The organism is Bacillus changyiensis, assembly GCF_027706145.1.
Classification (GTDB): Bacteria; Bacillota; Bacilli; order Bacillales; family Bacillaceae; genus Bacillus; species Bacillus changyiensis.
Genome location: NZ_JAQFWW010000001.1, coordinates 958693 through 974343, shown reverse-complemented (window position 1 = coordinate 974343; position 15651 = coordinate 958693). Strand labels below are relative to the sequence as shown.

Genomic DNA, 15651 nt, shown 5'->3' with positions numbered 1-15651 from the left:
GTTTTTTGATGAAGATTCAGCCGGAACAAGAGAAAACATTGAAAGATACCCAGACAAAAGGATTCACATTGTTTTTGACTTTGCCGATCCTTTCATGGGCATTGTATGATTTTGCAAATACGATCTTTTCATCAAATATTGTCACAATCTTTTTTCCTTACTATTTAAAAGAGGCTGTCGGAAATAGTGCTAGTATGGATCAACTAGCAAGCACGTTTATCTCATACGCAAATTCTGCATCAAGTATATTATTGGTGATGTTTACACCGTTATATGGTGTTTTGATTGATAGGACAGGTAGGAAAAAACGGTATATCGCTCCGTTCACACTCATTTGTGTGACGTCAACTATATTAATGGGAGTATTTGCAGGTGCTTCATTTTCGCAAAAAATAGCAGGTGTTCCATTGCAATTACTAATCGTGATCGTCCTGTTTGTGATCGCAAAGTTTTTTTATAACTCCAGTTTAGTGTTTTATGATAACATTTTGCCTGATTTAGGAACAAAAGAACAAATCCCTCTCATATCAGGGTTTGGAATTGCCGTCGGCTATATCGGTACATTGGTAGGGTTAACGGTTTACGCTTTCGTAGGAGACCATCAATTCCATCGAGCATTTATTCCGTCCGCTCTATTAGTTTTATTCTTTTCTCTTCCATACATTTTGTTTACAAAGGAGAAACGGAAAACGGAAGTACTTGAGAAAAAATCGTTTTTTAGCGGATACAAAGAAATCATCAAAACCTTTAAAGACATTCGTTTATATCGTTCCGTTTTTTTGTTTATGATCGCTTACTTTTTTCTCAATGACGCGCTTGCGACAACTGTTGGGATCATGGCAGTCTATTCAGCGACGGTATTTGGTATTGTAGGTAAACAGTTCATTGGGGTATATCTAGTCTCAACAATATTCAGTATTATCGGATCTTTTATGTTAGGGTATGTCACCAAAAGGATTGGCGCGAAAAGAGCGGTCAGCCTTGTGGGGGTTATCTTAATTATCGCTTTAACAATCGGTACCCTTGCCAAATCAGAAGCGATGTTTTGGGTGGCAGGCGGATTATTTGGGGTCGCGCTTGGAGGAAGTTGGGTTACCTCAAGAACATTCATTATCGAACTAACACCTCCGCATAAACGTGGTGAATTTTTCGGTATGTTTGCATTGTCTGGTAAGATTTCTTCCGTCTTTGGTCCATTACTTTATGGTTCAATTACATTATTGTTCCATGATTTAGGGAACGTAGCAAGTCGAATGGCGTTTGGTTCTTTGATTTTATTGACTTTGGCTGGTTTAATTGTTCTTCAACGTGTAAAACCAAATTGAGCAGAAACATCAACTTTTACATAAAGATGCCGATATTAAAAATAAAATAGATGTAGATAGAGAGGGATATCCGTGTCTTTAAATAAACAGGAGATTTTATTAAGTTCCGGAACCAATGAGTTGGAAATTGTCAAGTTTGAAGTTGGCTGCAATATATTTGGTATCAATGTAATGAAAGTGAGAGAAATTATTCAACCTGTCGAAATTACAAAAGTACCTCATTCCCAAAGACATGTTGAAGGAATGATCACGCTAAGAGGTGAGATTCTTCCGGTAATTGATTTATTCTCGTTTTTTGGAGTAGAGCATGGAGAAGAAGAAGAAAAACAGGAGAAATATATCGTAACTGAATTTAATAAACGCAAAATCGTTTTTCACACTGGTTCGGTTTCTCAAATCCATCGGGTTTCATGGGAAGAAATTGAAAAGCCGACTGCATTGAATCAAGGAATGGAAAGGCATCTTACTGGAATTATCAAACTTGATGGAACCATGATTTTCCTACCTGATTACGAAAAAATTATTTTTGATCTGGAATCTGAAACAGGTGTTAATCCTTATGAAGTAAAAGATGAGACATTTGATCAGCGAAGAACATCTAAAAAACTGGTGATTGTTGAAGATTCTCCTTTACTTCTCCGCCTTTTAGTGGAAAAATTAAATGAAGCAGGCTACAACAATATCCTCTCCTTTGAAAATGGCAAAGATGCTTATGATCACCTGATGAACATGATTGAGGATGGAACACCGCTTGATCAACAAATCGATTTAATGATCACTGATATTGAAATGCCGCAAATGGACGGACACCGCTTAACAAAGCTGATCAAAGATAATCCGTTAAGCAATAGGGTACCAGTCTTGATTTTCTCTTCACTGATCACAGATGACCTTCGCCATAAAGGGGAAAAAGTCGGTGCTGATGAACAGATTAGCAAACCAGAACTGAACGAGTTGATTGAAAAACTTGATAAATATATTATGAAAAAAGATTAACAAAAAAAGCCTTGGAAAGAGGCTTTTTTTGTTAATTAAAAATAACTCTCACCGAGTCGTTTAAACACTGGTTTTGTCGCTTGTTTTCGACCGGTCATTAGTGATTTTTCTTTTAATCCCGTATAGTTTTGGAGAAGCTGCTTCGCAATGTACAGAGACATTTGAGCTCTAGGATTCCGATATGAATGATTAAGTGTACCTAAGTGTGGGAGATTTTCGAAGTCTTCTTTAGTTGGAGGCATATGAAAAACGTAGTCTCCGAGAGATATGAGTACATCTGATTGCTGCTGACTAAATTTTGGGTTTTTTGAAAAATGGAGCCCAACCTTTTTCCCTTTCCCATCATTGATCAGTTTTTGTAATGCCTTTTTTTTCAGCAGATATAGGAATTTGGGATTAGTTGCTGTTTTAGCGTGACGATTGACTGTATAAATTGCTTTTGAAAGATTTTCAATTGTCGGTTTTAATTCTTTAGTATGATTATGGTCGTCCATTTTCTGTCTCCTATCCATGCTTTCCTCACCACCTCCTAAAGATGTAAAGGTTATGTCTAAATTATACGAAATACAATGGAAAATGCAAATATTTCATAAAAAATACGCAATTTCTTGGTTAAATTGCGTATTTTTTTCTTTAGGTGATGGAGTTCATTTTCGTTTTTGTACTTTTTTGTCTTTTTAATGTTTCATGAACATCAATTTCTGCAGTCTGAACACTTAATTTTGGCAAAGTTATAAAATAATACAAACCTGCTAAAAGTATAGTAGCTGCCAGACCGTAATAGATATAATTGATATTACTAATCATTGCTGGGAATAACAGAGCAATCAGACCGAGTGCCGAAGACTGGGCCATCATCATCAGCGGATCTGTCCAGCCGCTTACTCTTCCCATTAATCTAGGGTGAACAATTTTAGGGATCCAGCCTCCGAGTGCAGTATTAACAGGTCCAATACATGTTCCAGCCAAAAAAGCTGCAGCATAATAAACAATTAATTGATCTGTGAATCCCAGTAGAATAATGAATGCTCCTGCAATCAAAATAGGCACTGACATCAAGAATTCAGGTTTCACTTTTTTAGAAAGAAGAGCTCCGGTTACAGCTCCTATCAAAAGTCCGATACCAAGAACGATGGTAAAGAGTGATGTATGCCACTCATATGATTCAGGAGAAAGCACATATTTCATTTTAAACATAGGTAATACAGCTAATCCGCCGCTGACAAATCCGAAGACAAAGTACCCGAATACAAGAGATGCAAGCAACTTGCTTTTTAAAATATAAACGATACCTTCTTTAAAGTCATGCATAGAATCTTTCACAGCAGAGTTTTTCCAGCCGTTTTTTCCATTTGGCTGCCTGGCTTCAATCGGTATATCACAGAAGCGGATTAAAAGACCAGATATGATGAAGCTGATAAAATCGAGAGCGATCGCTCCATGCAGGCCGATCGTTTTATACATAAAGGCACCAAGCCCTACACCAAACAGCATAAATAAACTGAAAAGCATTTGATTAAGTCCAGCTGCTTTTGCATATTGATCTTTTCGCAAAATAGCCTGAACCAAACTTGCTTCAGCAGGAAAGAAAAATTTTGTCACCGCACTTCTGATAAACAGAACGAACAAGACAAGCGGAATAGACTCGAGAAATAATACAAAAAAGAGAATGGCAGTCAATCCTGCTCTGATCCAATCACAGTTTTCGGCCACTTTCTTACGGTCAAAACGGTCAGCGACCACACCAACGAGAAAGAAAACAAAAATTGTAGGGAGTGAATACATCAGTTCAGCAATTGTCGTATAGACCGGCTGGCTACTGAACCTATCGAGCAAGAAAAAAGCGAAAGCCAAATTCCCCACTGTTGTTCCCATTTGCGAGGTAAAGGCTGCAAAAAAGAGCCGAAGAAAATTACGATTTTGAAAGATATCCATAAATATATATGCTCCTTACTCTAAAGGTCCTATTATATTTTAATACAAGATGGGGTGATTGTTCAAATATGCAGAGCGGATTTAGGGTGTAATGATCACTGGGGTGCTGTTTGGGACAATGGAAGCCAGTTCTCTAACATCTTGATTATACATTCGAATACATCCCTTTGAAACAGCTTTTCCAATTGAAGACGGGTTATTCGTTCCATGAATCCCATAACCCTCTTTTGATAGTCCTAACCAATATGCACCGAACGGTCCACCGGGATTTGCCTGTCGATTGACAATCATAAACTCACCTTGGGGAGTTTTCTTGAGCGTCCTCCCTATGGCTACTGAGTAAGTTTTTATCAATCTGTCCGACTTATACAATTTCAGTGTTTTACTCCTAAGAGAGACGACAATCTTGTAAGGGATGGTGTTTGCGTCTCTTAATCCAGCAGAATTTGTACTGCTTTTCCATGGTTCTAAGAATTTCATTTAATAGTCATCTCCTTTTTGCTAAAAACGAAAAAAGAGCTTGTTCCGTTGCATTTATTAGACGATAAAAAGCTATGGAAGTTTCTTTTTTCACTAAAATCAGGGTAGGTAGTTGTTTCCTTTTTAAAATATATGCCTGTATTTTTCTATTTGCGACAAAAGCCTTGTAGCATATCTTATTCTGATTTTAGTTCAAAAACAGTTATTTCAGGCTTTGACAAAAATCGGAGTGGTAGTCTTGTTGTCCCAATTCCACGATTGACATAGATTTGCATCCCATCTCGTACATACAACCCTTCCGTATAGATTTTTCCATATGGAGGGGTTATGAGTGGGCCAAATAGTGGGAGCCTCACCTGTCCGCCATGGGTATGCCCTGATAATTGCAAATTGACAGGGAAATCTTTGGCGGCTAACGCAGCATCTGGCTGATGAACAAGTAAAATCGAAAAAATATCCTTACTAAGTTTTGATAACACTCCTTCGACTTTCGGTTTTCCGAGCATGAAATCATCTAGTGAGGCAATCTCAATCACACTGTTGCTGCTTAATTCAAGTTTGACCAAATCATTTCGTAAAACGTGAAAGCCAGCGGCTGACATAATGTTTCGATAAATAGTTGTTCCATAACCACCATGATCATGGTTTCCGTAAATTGCAAACTTTCCACATCGTGCATGAAGCTTTTTTAAGACGAGAACGGCTTGATCATGATTTTGATAGTGAGGCGGATCATCAATTAAATCTCCGCTAAACACGATCAAATCTGGATTTAAATTGTTAATTTGATGGACAATTTCTAATAGCTGATGAACTGTAAAGTCATGACTTAAATGAGTATCACTGAACTGGACAATTCGAAATTGATCAAATGCTTTAGGGATAAGTCGATGTTGAATGGGAATCACATTTGTTTCAAGCATACGGGGTTCAAGAAAACGGGCATAACCAAATGATAACCATCCTGTTGTAAAAAGGCCAAGCAAACCTTTTAAAAAATGTCTTCTAGTTAAATTTTTCATCATCAACCAACCTTTAATAGAATCCATACATTATATCTTTTTAAAAAGTAAATTAGGACAACCTCTTAAGAATTGTTAAACTTTTTTAAACAGTATGATAAAATGAGTAGTGAATGATCATTCATTCATGACAAGGGGGATAAAAGAAAATGGGCAGAAAAGTTGTGATTGTGACCGGAGGGTCAAGTGGTATGGGAAAAGCAATGGCTAAAAAGCAGGCTGAACAAGGCTGGAATGTGATGATTACGGGGAGAACGAAAGAAAAGCTAGAGGCTACCAAACAAGAAATTGAAACGTTTCCGGGACAAGTTGGGATTTGCCAAATGGATGTCAGATCTGTTGAAGAAGTAGAAGAGATGATGGAGGAAACGATTGATCGTTTTGGGACAATTGATGCTTTGGTAAATAATGCGGCCGGAAATTTTATTTGTCCAGCTGAGAAGCTGTCTGTTAATGGTTGGAAATCCGTCATCGATATCGTTTTAAATGGAACATTTTACTGTAGCCAGTCTGTTGGTCGTTATTGGATCAAGGAAAAGAAAAACGGAATGATTGTGAACATGGTGGCGACGTATGCATGGGGTGCTGGAGCAGGTGTTATCCATTCTGCGGCAGCAAAAGCTGGCGTTTTGTCATTGACGAGAACACTTGCTGTTGAATGGGGGAGAAGATATGGTATTAGAGTAAATGCTATTGCGCCTGGTCCGATTGAAAGGACAGGTGGGGCCGAAAAACTGTTTGAATCAGAGGAAGCAGCAGAGCGTACAATCAAAAGCGTTCCTTTAGAAAGACTCGGAACTCCTGAAGAAATTGCAGGACTTGCTTCATATTTATTATCTGAACAAGCGGCATATATAAATGGAGAATGTGTAACAATGGATGGTGGTCAATGGCTTAATCCTCATCCATTTTAAAATGATCAATGTGGTGGGACGTTGTGGTATAATCAGACAAAGACCTGAGAAGCTGGTGATATACCATGTTGGATCCACTCGACATTTTAACAAATATTGAAGATGTTTTCCCTTATTATCAAGCTGTTTTCAGTGCTGAAGAGCAAAAAGTGATCGGCTATGAAGTATTGGGACGTATTAAGATGAAATCTGGAGTGAAGAGTATAGGGGCATTTTTCTCTGACCCATCAATCCCAGAAGAATATAAAGCAGAAGTTGAATTAAGGGTCGTTCGTCAAGCACTACGTTCTTTTTTAGATACCGACTGTGATCTTTTAATTTTTATCAACCAAGACGCAAATGTGTTGATGATGGATCATGGAGAAGGATTCCTCAACCTTTTGATGGAGTATAAGGAAAAAGGTATTGAACTAGATCGTTTCGTAGTCGAAATAACAGAGCAGTATTTCAAAGGAGATATAGAACAACTGCAACATGTACTAACATATTACCGTACATATGGTATTAAAGTTGCGGTTGATAATATTGGTAAAGATAGCAGCAATCTCGACAGAATCGCACTGCTTTCGCCAGACTTGTTGAAGATCGATTTACAGCCACTTAAAATGGCTTCTCCTTCACCCTCCTATGAATATGTTCTTTATAGTATATCATTGCTTGCGAGAAAGATCGGTGCGACATTATTGTACGAAGATATTGAAGCAAACTTCCAACTTCAATATGCTTGGAGAAACGGAGGCCGCTATTTTCAGGGACATTATTTACAATCCCCACAAGAACAATTTGTTGAGCGGGATGTATTGAAAAAACGTTTAAAGGCTGAGTTTCACCAATTTATTTTACATGAGAAAAAGAAGCTAGAGATTTTGTTTGAGCAGTCAGACCAGTTTGATAAAAGGGTTCATCAGTTGGTGACTGAGCTTAAAAAAGGGAACCAGAGTGAGGATGATTTTTTACTGGGTCTCGGTCATGGACTGACCGACTGCAGTTTTAGAATCTATATGTGCAATGAAGATGGCGTTCAACTAACGAAAAACGTCTATAAACAGGACGGAGAATGGATATTTCAGCCGGAATACATCGGGAAAAATTGGAGCTGGCGTCCGTATTTTTTGGAGAATATCATCAAAATGAGAACGATGAGAAAAGGGTTTTTCAGTGATTTATACAGTGACAATGAGACAGGTGAAATGATTCGGACGTTTTCATATCCAATGGATCACGAACGGTATCTTTTTATTGATTTGCCGTATTCCTATCTTTATGAACAAGATGGCCTGATTTAAAGTTGGCTATAAACTGCACTTCATTTAACGATTGGAGTGCAGTTTTTTTATTTTCTGTCATCTTGGGGTTGACAATGAAATTGATAATCATTATCATTTGACTATAGAGAGATATCCTCTCTGTTCCCCAACCCCTTATCAGATCAAGTATAAAAAAACTTGGCGCTGCCCCCGCCAAGTTTTTTTGTTTACAGAAACAATCAGGAATAAGACAAGCTAGATGATCAATAAATTTTACTTATGAGCACACATACTGCTAGTTGCCTTAGGGAAAAATGATTTTGTGTATGACTTGTTCATTGAAAACTCACACTATAAAAAACAGTTTTTCTTTTTCGCAATTCGAAAGGAAAAATGTCATCAACTGATACTTTGTGGTATGATGCGTGTAGAACTTGTATTATAATTAATACTTGTTGATCCTGAAGTGTTTTTGAAAGGAGTCTTTTTTAGAATGTCACAATTAATGGGTATCATCACGAGACTGCAGAGTCTTCAAGAAACTGCGGAGTCCTCGGGCGAACCGACACAACGCAACTTCGAAGTAAACGGGGAAAAAGTATGTAGTGTGAAATATTTTGAGAAAAACCAAACGTTTGAATTAACGGTCTTTCAAAAGGGAGATAAGCCTACAACATTTCCTTTTGATAACATTGATATGATTTCAATCGAAATCTTTGAACTACTTCAGCAATAAAGGCATGATGAAGCTTTTCCAGGCGTCGTTTTCCTGATAGCTCTCGGTTAAAGCGTTTATCTTCGGTATAGATCTTAGATGTAAAGGAGCATTGAAATGGCTGATTCCTTTCTTTTTTACAATCTTTCTGAAGATCAAATGACATTTTTTGAAGTCATTGAGAGACTGAAAACGTTTATTCGTCAAGATCCGCGTGCAAGCTACCTTTTGTCGGTCGGAACAGACTCACAGATTCACAATCATGCTACAAAGTTTATAACCGCTGTTCATTTGCATCGAAAAGGCAAAGGAGCGTGGGGGTGTTTAAAAAATACAGTTGTGAATCGACCGATAAACAGTCTGAGGGAAAAAATCTCGCTGGAAACAGCCTACAGCCAAGAAATTGCAGGATATCTTCTTCACGACTATTTGACTGAAATCACGGATCTGCTCCTTCCGTTTACAGATGAGGGAGCAGATTTAACCCTTGAAGTTCATTTGGATATCGGAAAAAAAGGGCTGACAAAAGATTTGATTCAGGAAATGACTGGACGGATTACATCGATGGGAATCAGTGCGAAAATTAAACCTGACTCCTATGCAGCTTCAAGTTATGCAAACCGCTATACAAAATAATTGTTCTAAAGAAAAGTGTCTATATGTCGAAATGTGCGGTTGACGTTTAAAACTCAATTTTTTATTCTAACCCTATAGAGGCTAAAGAGAGATGGTAGTTTCTGATTTAAGCAAATCGATAGGGAGCTGATTAAGAATGGATCGCTTTTCAGAAGAAGAGAGAAGACTGTTACTTAATGTCCTGCTAGATCATGAATACGCGGTAGAGTTACTGAGCAGTGAGATCAATGATATAGAAACGGGTTCAAAGCGTGTGGATAACCTCACCTATAAAAAATTGGTTACCTTATACGACCGTGTTCGGTCTGAAAACTAACTCACATTATATCTATTGATACTCGAGAATTGAGTATCTTTTTTATTTCATGGTCAGCTCTAAATCAACAATCAGTCTTTGAATAAGAGGAAATTTTTCGACAAATCCTGATAAAGTTTATATTATTGTAATATAGGGAAAACACGTGTTGCTAGATTAAAGTTGAAAAGGAGTCGAAGAATCTATGATTAGTTTGCAGTCAGATGAACTTCTTGAAACAACAGTCGGTCAACATATGATTGAGGCTGATAAAGTTGCTCATGTCCAGGTTGGAAATAACTTAGAACATGCTCTTCTAGTATTGACAAAATCCGGTTATACAGCAATTCCTGTGCTTGATGCGTCTTTTCGTTTACACGGATTGATCGGAACCAACATGATTATGGATAAGATCTTTGGTTTGGAAAGAATTGAGTTTGAAAAGCTGGAAGATATACATGTCGAAGAAGTGATGTTAACTGATATTCCCCGTCTTAACATAAGTGAGCCTATTTTAAAAGGGTTTGGAATGGTTATCAATCATGCGTTTATTTGTTGTGAGAATGAAGAAGGAGTTTTTGAAGGGATTTTTACACGTCGTGTTGTTTTGAAACAGTTCAATAAATATATTCGGACATTGAATAAATAGGCGCTGAAGCAGCCTATTTTTCATTTCTGCCGCTTTTAAGCTTGCGAAAGAAATGACAGGTCGGTTAGAATCAATGATAAGAAAAACTTATCGAAAAGAGGAGTGTACATGCAGCTTCAGGAGCTACATATGCTTGTCATCTTGGCAGAAGAATTAAATATGCGTAAGGCAGCAGAGCGACTATTTGTTTCACAACCAGCGCTGTCACAGCGGCTGCAGACGATTGAAAAGTCATGGGGAACGAAAATTTTTCTAAGATCACAAAAAGGTCTCACTGTAACATCGGCAGGAGAAAAAATTATTCAGTTTGCAAAAGATGTCACAAGAGAACAGGAAAAGGTCAAAGAAAATATAGATGAGTTAGAAGGAGAAATCCATGGTACATTAAAACTTGCGGCGGCATCAATTATTGGTCAGCACTGGCTTCCCAAAGTCTTGAAAACTTATGTCAAACAGTATCCGAATGTTAAGATTTCACTTATTACTGGATGGAGTAGTGAAATGCTGAAAAGCCTATATGATGATCACATACATATCGGGATTATTAGGGGAAATCCAGAATGGAAGGGCCCTAAGCATTATTTAATGACAGATGAGTTGTATCTTGTCGATACGGAAATCAAAACAATTGATGATATTGCGGAAACGGAGCGGCCGTTTATCCAATTTAAAAGTGATAGCACGTATTATCAACAAATCCAGCATTGGTGGCACCAGAAATTTAAAATGTCACCAAAACAAACGATTATCGTCGATCAAATTGAAACATGCAAACAAATGGCATTTCACGGAATTGGCTATGCAATCCTTCCGTCTGTCACACTTTCCGATAGCGGCAGCCACGTTCATAAAATTCCTTTGCTTGATACAGAAGGAAAAGCAATTGGAAGGGATACATGGTTGTTAGGGTATGAAGCCGCTTTTGAATTGAAACAAGTACAGGCTTTTTTAGAAATAGTCGAATCCCTACTAAAAAAACGAATCATGTTTTAACAACCCAGTTTTCCATAAGGAAAGCTGTTTTTTTTAGCGCACTTATTGACAATGATAATCATTTTCATTTAAAGTGTAGATATAAAACATTCGTTGAGGTGATTCACTTGGCTAAAGCGCTGATTGCGTTTGCTAGTATGTCTGGCAATACTGAAGATATTGCAATAGTGATCAGGGACACATTGACAAAACATTCCCTTGATGTCACTTTTCTTGAATTAGATGCCGTTGAAACCGATTCATTACAAACATACGATTATCTATTAATTGGTACATATACATGGGGAGATGGTGATCTTCCTTATGAGGCGGAGACATTTTTCGAAGAGGTTGCTTCATTAGATCTAAAAGGGAAAAAAGCAGCTTGTTTTGGTTCTGGTGATTATGCATACCCTAAGTTTTGCGAAGCTGTAAACACGTTTTACAACATGCTTGAACAAACAGGTGCTGACCTTTTTCCTGAAACACTTAAAGTTGAGCTTGCACCTGAAACAGATGAAGACATCGAGTGCTGCCAAGAGTTTGCTTTAAGTTTTGTCAGATGGGCAAAGCGGAGCGAGTCATATGTTTCATAAAGGAGCAACGGCTGTTACAGCTTCAAATTCAGGTTATTTTGTAGCTGTAAAACGAGAGGGGATTTTTCATTACTCGTTTGAATTCGGCTGGAAACAACTTCTACAATTTAAAACAAAAATTTGTTCGATCACATATATTGGTCATTATTTATTTGGAGTAGGTGAATCAGGTACAATCATTAGATCATCTGACAATGGTTTAACTTGGTCAATTTCCAGTTTTCCGACAAATGCAACAGTCTGGTCAATCACAGGATGTGATAACGGGTTTGTGTGTGCTCACGGGAAACATTGTATCTATATCTCAGAAGATTTTGGAGTGTCTTGGAAAATCGCTAAACCGTTTAGAGATTTTACTATACCACCTGTTATCCGTTCTCTATGTCTCTACCAAAACCGTCTCTATATTGGAACACAAATTCATGATCAATATGGAGGTATTTGGGTATATGATTTAGAACAAGATTCAGTCTTTTTGCTCAAGAAAGAAACGGACCGTATGACAGCTTCCATGATTATCTTTAAGCAAACATGGCTTGTTTGTGCGATGGGCTCAAAAAAGGGTCGGTGTGCTGCCATCGATATCATTCATATCCACACAAATGAACATAAGGTTATTAGATCGGGTATTGTAGATAAAGAAGATTCTTTTCTTGATATATCGGAGAATCGCGGTGTCATTTATGTAACATCTGCTCAAGACACTAAAGGATTTTCTAGAATCTATCAGTTCGATTTTGATAAACAAGAACTGAAATGGTTTGAATCCATTAAAGGACATGGATTTAGGGTAGCTAATCAAAAAGAGCATTTCTTTTGTGCCGGTCTTTATGAATGTAAGTTTGTCAGACCTTATGAGCAGTCCGCCCTCGCTCATTAACACCTTAAATGAAATAGGAGGAATGATGTTGGAAAAAGTTTTACTTGTATATGCAACGATGTCAGGAAATACAGAAGCAATGGCAGATTTAATCGAAAAAGGACTGTTAAAACAAGAAGTTATCGTTGACCGTCATGAAGCGATGGATATTGATGCTGACCTTTTTAATGAATATCAATGGATCTTATTAGGCGCATATACATGGGGAGATGGAGACCTTCCTGATGAAATGTTAGACCTTTATGAAGATATGGATGATTTAAATTTCAATGATAAGAAATTCGCTGTTTTCGGATCAGGAGACACCTCATATGAACATTTTTGTGGAGCTGTCGATATCCTTGAGGAAAAAATTAAACAACTTGGCGGCGAAATTGTACTTCCGGCTGTTAAAATTGAAATGAATCCTGAAAATGAAGAAGAAAACCTACTCATAGAATTTGGTGAAAAATTTGCAGAAAAAAGTAAGGCGTCACTTTGAAAACGGCGTCTTCTTTTTTCTTGTCTTTAAATCTGACCTTTGATACAGTAATGAAGTAGAAAAGAGAAGGAGGATGTACATAATGAAGATGATGGACGCTAATGAGATTATCTCGTTTATTCAAAATAGTAAGAAATCAACACCTGTTAAAGTATATGTGAAAGGTGATCTTGAAGGAATCGATTTCGGCGCTTCTGCGAAAACATTTATAACAGGAAACACTGGTGTGGTGTTTGGCGAATGGGAAGAGGTCCAGGTTGCACTCGAGGCAAACCAAAGCAAAATTGAAGACTACGTTGTCGAAAATGACCGCCGCAATTCCGCAATCCCAACTCTTGACATGAAAAATGTGAACGCTCGAATTGAACCTGGTGCTATTATTCGCGATCACGTGGAAATCGGTGATCGAGCTGTCATTATGATGGGAGCATCCATCAATATCGGTTCTGTCATCGGAGAAGGTACGATGATCGATATGAACGTAGTGCTTGGTGGACGTGCGACAGTGGGTAAAAATTGTCATATCGGAGCAGGTTCTGTCCTTGCTGGCGTTATTGAGCCACCTTCAGCAAAACCTGTCATCGTTGAAGATGATGTTGTCATTGGTGCAAACGCCGTTATTCTTGAAGGTGTAACAGTTGGAAAAGGAGCTGTCGTTGCCGCTGGAGCGATTGTTATTGAAGATGTTGAACCATATACAGTTGTAGCGGGGACACCAGCTAAAAAAATGAAAGACATCGATGAAAAAACAAAAGGTAAAACTGAAATTAAACAAGAATTGCGTCAACTGTAAATAAGCAAAGAAGCAGCGCGTGGACCTGAACAAGTCCACGCCTTTTCATATGCCAGGAGGTTTTAAAGATGGAATTGGAGCACTTAACAGCGATTCGCAGAGATCTGCACCAGATCCCTGAGCTTGGATATCAAGAATATAAGACTCAAAGCTATATTTTGAACCATTTAAAACGGTATCCAGAAAACAGGCTTGAAATTGAAACTTGGAAGACAGGGTTATTTGTCAAAGTAAAAGGAACGGCGTCCAAAAAGATTTTTGCTTATAGAGCGGATATGGATGGATTATCCATTGAAGAAGCTACCGGTTATCCTTTTTCTTCTGTTCACCAAAATAGAATGCATGCATGTGGACACGATTTCCATATGACGATCGCGCTTGGAGTGCTTGATTACTTTGTACATCATCCGGTAAAACATGATCTTCTCTTTCTCTTTCAACCAGCTGAAGAAGGACCTGGCGGGGCTGAAGCGATGATTGAGTCTGCCACCTTCAAAAAATGGGAACCAAGTATAATTACTGCTTTACATATTGCACCTGAGCTTCCTGTTGGAACTATCTCGACTAAAGGCGGTCTTCTCTTTGCCAATACCTCTGAGCTTGTCATTGAGTTGGAAGGAAAAGGCGGACATGCGGCATATCCTCATCTTGCTGAAGATATGGTCGTGGCGGCCAGTTCGTTAGTAACACAAATGCAATCGGTTGTCGCTCGAAATGTAGATCCGCTTGACAGTGCTGTAATCACAATTGGAACGATTACTGGTGGATCAGCACAAAATATCATCGCTCAAAATGCCAAGCTGGAAGGAACGATTAGAACGTTATCACCTTCAGCAATGGAGCAGGTAAAAGCGAGAATAGAAGCGATGGTAAAAGGATTGGAGATCGCCTATCATTGCAAAGGGACTGTCACGTATCCATCAGCATATCATCAAGTTTATAATTCAGCCGATTTAGTTGAAGACTTTATGAAGTTTGCTACAGAACATCAGCTTGCCAATGTGGTTTGTGCCAAAGAAGCGATGACAGGGGAAGACTTTGGGTTTATGTTAAAAAAATACCCGGGTTTTATGTTTTGGCTTGGTGTCGATTCCCCTTATGGCCTTCATCATGCCAAACTTCAGCCGAAAGAAGCAGCGCTTGAGACGGCGGTTCGTTTGTTGACGGCATATTTTTCAGTTCATGCCAATCAGGAAGTATAAAATCTCAGCGAAAACGCCATCTTAAATGCTGGAGGTGTATCTTCATGTCAAAAAAAATCGGAATTGAACAATCTCTAACAGATGTTGAAGCTGCATTAAAAGAAAAAGGTTATGAGGTTGTGATGATGAAAACGCAAGATGATGCAAAAGGCTGTGATTGCTGTGTCGTAACCGGTCTGGATTCGAATATGCTCGGTATTTCAGATACGACGACTGGAGCTCCTGTTATTGAGGCGTCAGGTCTTTCCGCAGATGAAATTTGTCAACGAGTCGATCAAAAAACTCATTAAATGATGGTGAAACCGGAGTGAAGTGCTTCGGTTTTCTTTTTCATAACCGAGCTGATGATTTGTCTCACAACGGAAGAACATGTTAAAATTTTTTAAGAGAACCTTTACAAAATATTGATTTCTTATTTAAATTAATTATCAATTGATATTGACTAAAAAAGTGGTTGCATTTATAATTATTTGTGTAACGTTGTGAACTAAATGAGAATTTAAGATTTTAATT

At 38.1% G+C, this 15651-nt stretch carries 18 protein-coding genes and 1 pseudogene; 15 read left to right on the top strand and 4 right to left on the bottom strand.

The genetic code is table 11. From position 1 onward, the window contains the following. Positions 1 to 8 precede the first annotated feature (8 nt). Entirely contained in the window at positions 9 to 1325 is a 1317-nt protein-coding gene (locus PDT38_RS05110; RefSeq protein ID WP_270799482.1) for an MFS transporter, read from the top strand. A gap of 72 nt (positions 1326 to 1397) precedes the next feature. Then, the gene (locus PDT38_RS05105) at positions 1398 to 2321 is read left to right on the top strand and encodes a chemotaxis protein (protein WP_270799480.1); all 924 of its coding nucleotides are present in this window, start codon (positions 1398 to 1400) and stop codon (positions 2319 to 2321) included. A gap of 35 nt (positions 2322 to 2356) precedes the next feature. Here the strand turns inward: PDT38_RS05105 and PDT38_RS05100 are convergent, their stop codons facing one another. The 4 genes and pseudogenes from PDT38_RS05100 to PDT38_RS05085 form a co-directional block, all read right to left on the bottom strand. Beyond that, complete coding sequence (locus PDT38_RS05100) at positions 2357 to 2815, bottom strand: YkyB family protein (protein ID WP_270800143.1); 459 nt, start codon at positions 2813 to 2815, stop codon at positions 2357 to 2359. A 139-nt stretch (positions 2816 to 2954) separates the two neighbouring features. Next, positions 2955 to 4256, bottom strand: a complete 1302-nt coding sequence (locus PDT38_RS05095) for an MFS transporter (protein ID WP_270799479.1) — start codon at positions 4254 to 4256, stop codon at positions 2955 to 2957. 81 nt (positions 4257 to 4337) lie between these two features. Then, positions 4338 to 4694 (bottom strand): annotated as a pseudogene (locus tag PDT38_RS05090) (L,D-transpeptidase); the annotation flags it as partial. A 218-nt stretch (positions 4695 to 4912) separates the two neighbouring features. Next, positions 4913 to 5758, bottom strand: coding sequence for a metallophosphoesterase (locus PDT38_RS05085; protein ID WP_270799477.1), 846 nt, complete (start codon positions 5756 to 5758; stop codon positions 4913 to 4915). Positions 5759 to 5907: 149 nt separating this feature from the next. Between PDT38_RS05085 and fadH the strand changes: the two genes are divergently transcribed. From fadH to PDT38_RS05020, 13 genes are all read left to right on the top strand, one after another. Beyond that, a complete protein-coding gene (gene fadH, locus PDT38_RS05080; RefSeq protein ID WP_270799475.1) occupies positions 5908 to 6672 on the top strand; it encodes a 2,4-dienoyl-CoA reductase in 765 nt (254 codons plus the stop codon). Between the two features lie 65 nt (positions 6673 to 6737). Then, positions 6738 to 7958 carry an EAL domain-containing protein gene (locus PDT38_RS05075; RefSeq protein ID WP_270799474.1) on the top strand — a complete coding sequence of 407 codons (1221 nt, stop codon included), beginning with the start codon at positions 6738 to 6740 and terminating at the stop codon, positions 7956 to 7958. Positions 7959 to 8412: 454 nt separating this feature from the next. Continuing rightward, positions 8413 to 8655: a YkuJ family protein gene (locus PDT38_RS05070; protein ID WP_270799473.1), complete on the top strand. Its 243-nt coding sequence runs from the start codon at positions 8413 to 8415 to the stop codon at positions 8653 to 8655. A 96-nt stretch (positions 8656 to 8751) separates the two neighbouring features. Further along, the gene (locus PDT38_RS05065; protein ID WP_270799472.1) at positions 8752 to 9270 is read left to right on the top strand and encodes a ribonuclease H-like YkuK family protein; all 519 of its coding nucleotides are present in this window, start codon (positions 8752 to 8754) and stop codon (positions 9268 to 9270) included. Positions 9271 to 9406: 136 nt separating this feature from the next. Then, positions 9407 to 9586: an antirepressor AbbA gene (abbA, locus tag PDT38_RS05060; protein WP_172294484.1), complete on the top strand. Its 180-nt coding sequence runs from the start codon at positions 9407 to 9409 to the stop codon at positions 9584 to 9586. 184 nt (positions 9587 to 9770) lie between these two features. After that, positions 9771 to 10214: a cyclic-di-AMP-binding protein CbpB gene (cbpB, locus tag PDT38_RS05055; protein WP_270799470.1), complete on the top strand. Its 444-nt coding sequence runs from the start codon at positions 9771 to 9773 to the stop codon at positions 10212 to 10214. A 108-nt stretch (positions 10215 to 10322) separates the two neighbouring features. Continuing rightward, entirely contained in the window at positions 10323 to 11207 is an 885-nt protein-coding gene (locus PDT38_RS05050) for a LysR family transcriptional regulator (RefSeq protein WP_270799469.1), read from the top strand. Positions 11208 to 11314: 107 nt separating this feature from the next. Beyond that, a complete protein-coding gene (locus PDT38_RS05045; protein WP_270799468.1) occupies positions 11315 to 11782 on the top strand; it encodes a flavodoxin in 468 nt (155 codons plus the stop codon). Then, on the top strand, positions 11772 to 12662 hold the full coding sequence (locus PDT38_RS05040) for a WD40/YVTN/BNR-like repeat-containing protein (RefSeq protein ID WP_270799466.1): 891 nt from the start codon (positions 11772 to 11774) through the stop codon (positions 12660 to 12662). The genes PDT38_RS05045 and PDT38_RS05040 overlap by 11 nt, the downstream gene beginning before the upstream one ends. A gap of 25 nt (positions 12663 to 12687) precedes the next feature. Continuing rightward, positions 12688 to 13143: a flavodoxin gene (locus PDT38_RS05035; RefSeq protein ID WP_270800142.1), complete on the top strand. Its 456-nt coding sequence runs from the start codon at positions 12688 to 12690 to the stop codon at positions 13141 to 13143. A gap of 82 nt (positions 13144 to 13225) precedes the next feature. Continuing rightward, positions 13226 to 13936, top strand: coding sequence for a 2,3,4,5-tetrahydropyridine-2,6-dicarboxylate N-acetyltransferase (dapD, locus tag PDT38_RS05030; protein WP_270799464.1), 711 nt, complete (start codon positions 13226 to 13228; stop codon positions 13934 to 13936). Between the two features lie 68 nt (positions 13937 to 14004). Further along, positions 14005 to 15138: an N-acetyldiaminopimelate deacetylase gene (locus tag PDT38_RS05025; RefSeq protein ID WP_270799463.1), complete on the top strand. Its 1134-nt coding sequence runs from the start codon at positions 14005 to 14007 to the stop codon at positions 15136 to 15138. Between the two features lie 44 nt (positions 15139 to 15182). Further along, a complete protein-coding gene (locus PDT38_RS05020; protein WP_270799461.1) occupies positions 15183 to 15428 on the top strand; it encodes a YkuS family protein in 246 nt (81 codons plus the stop codon). The last annotated feature ends 223 nt before the right edge of the window (positions 15429 to 15651 follow it).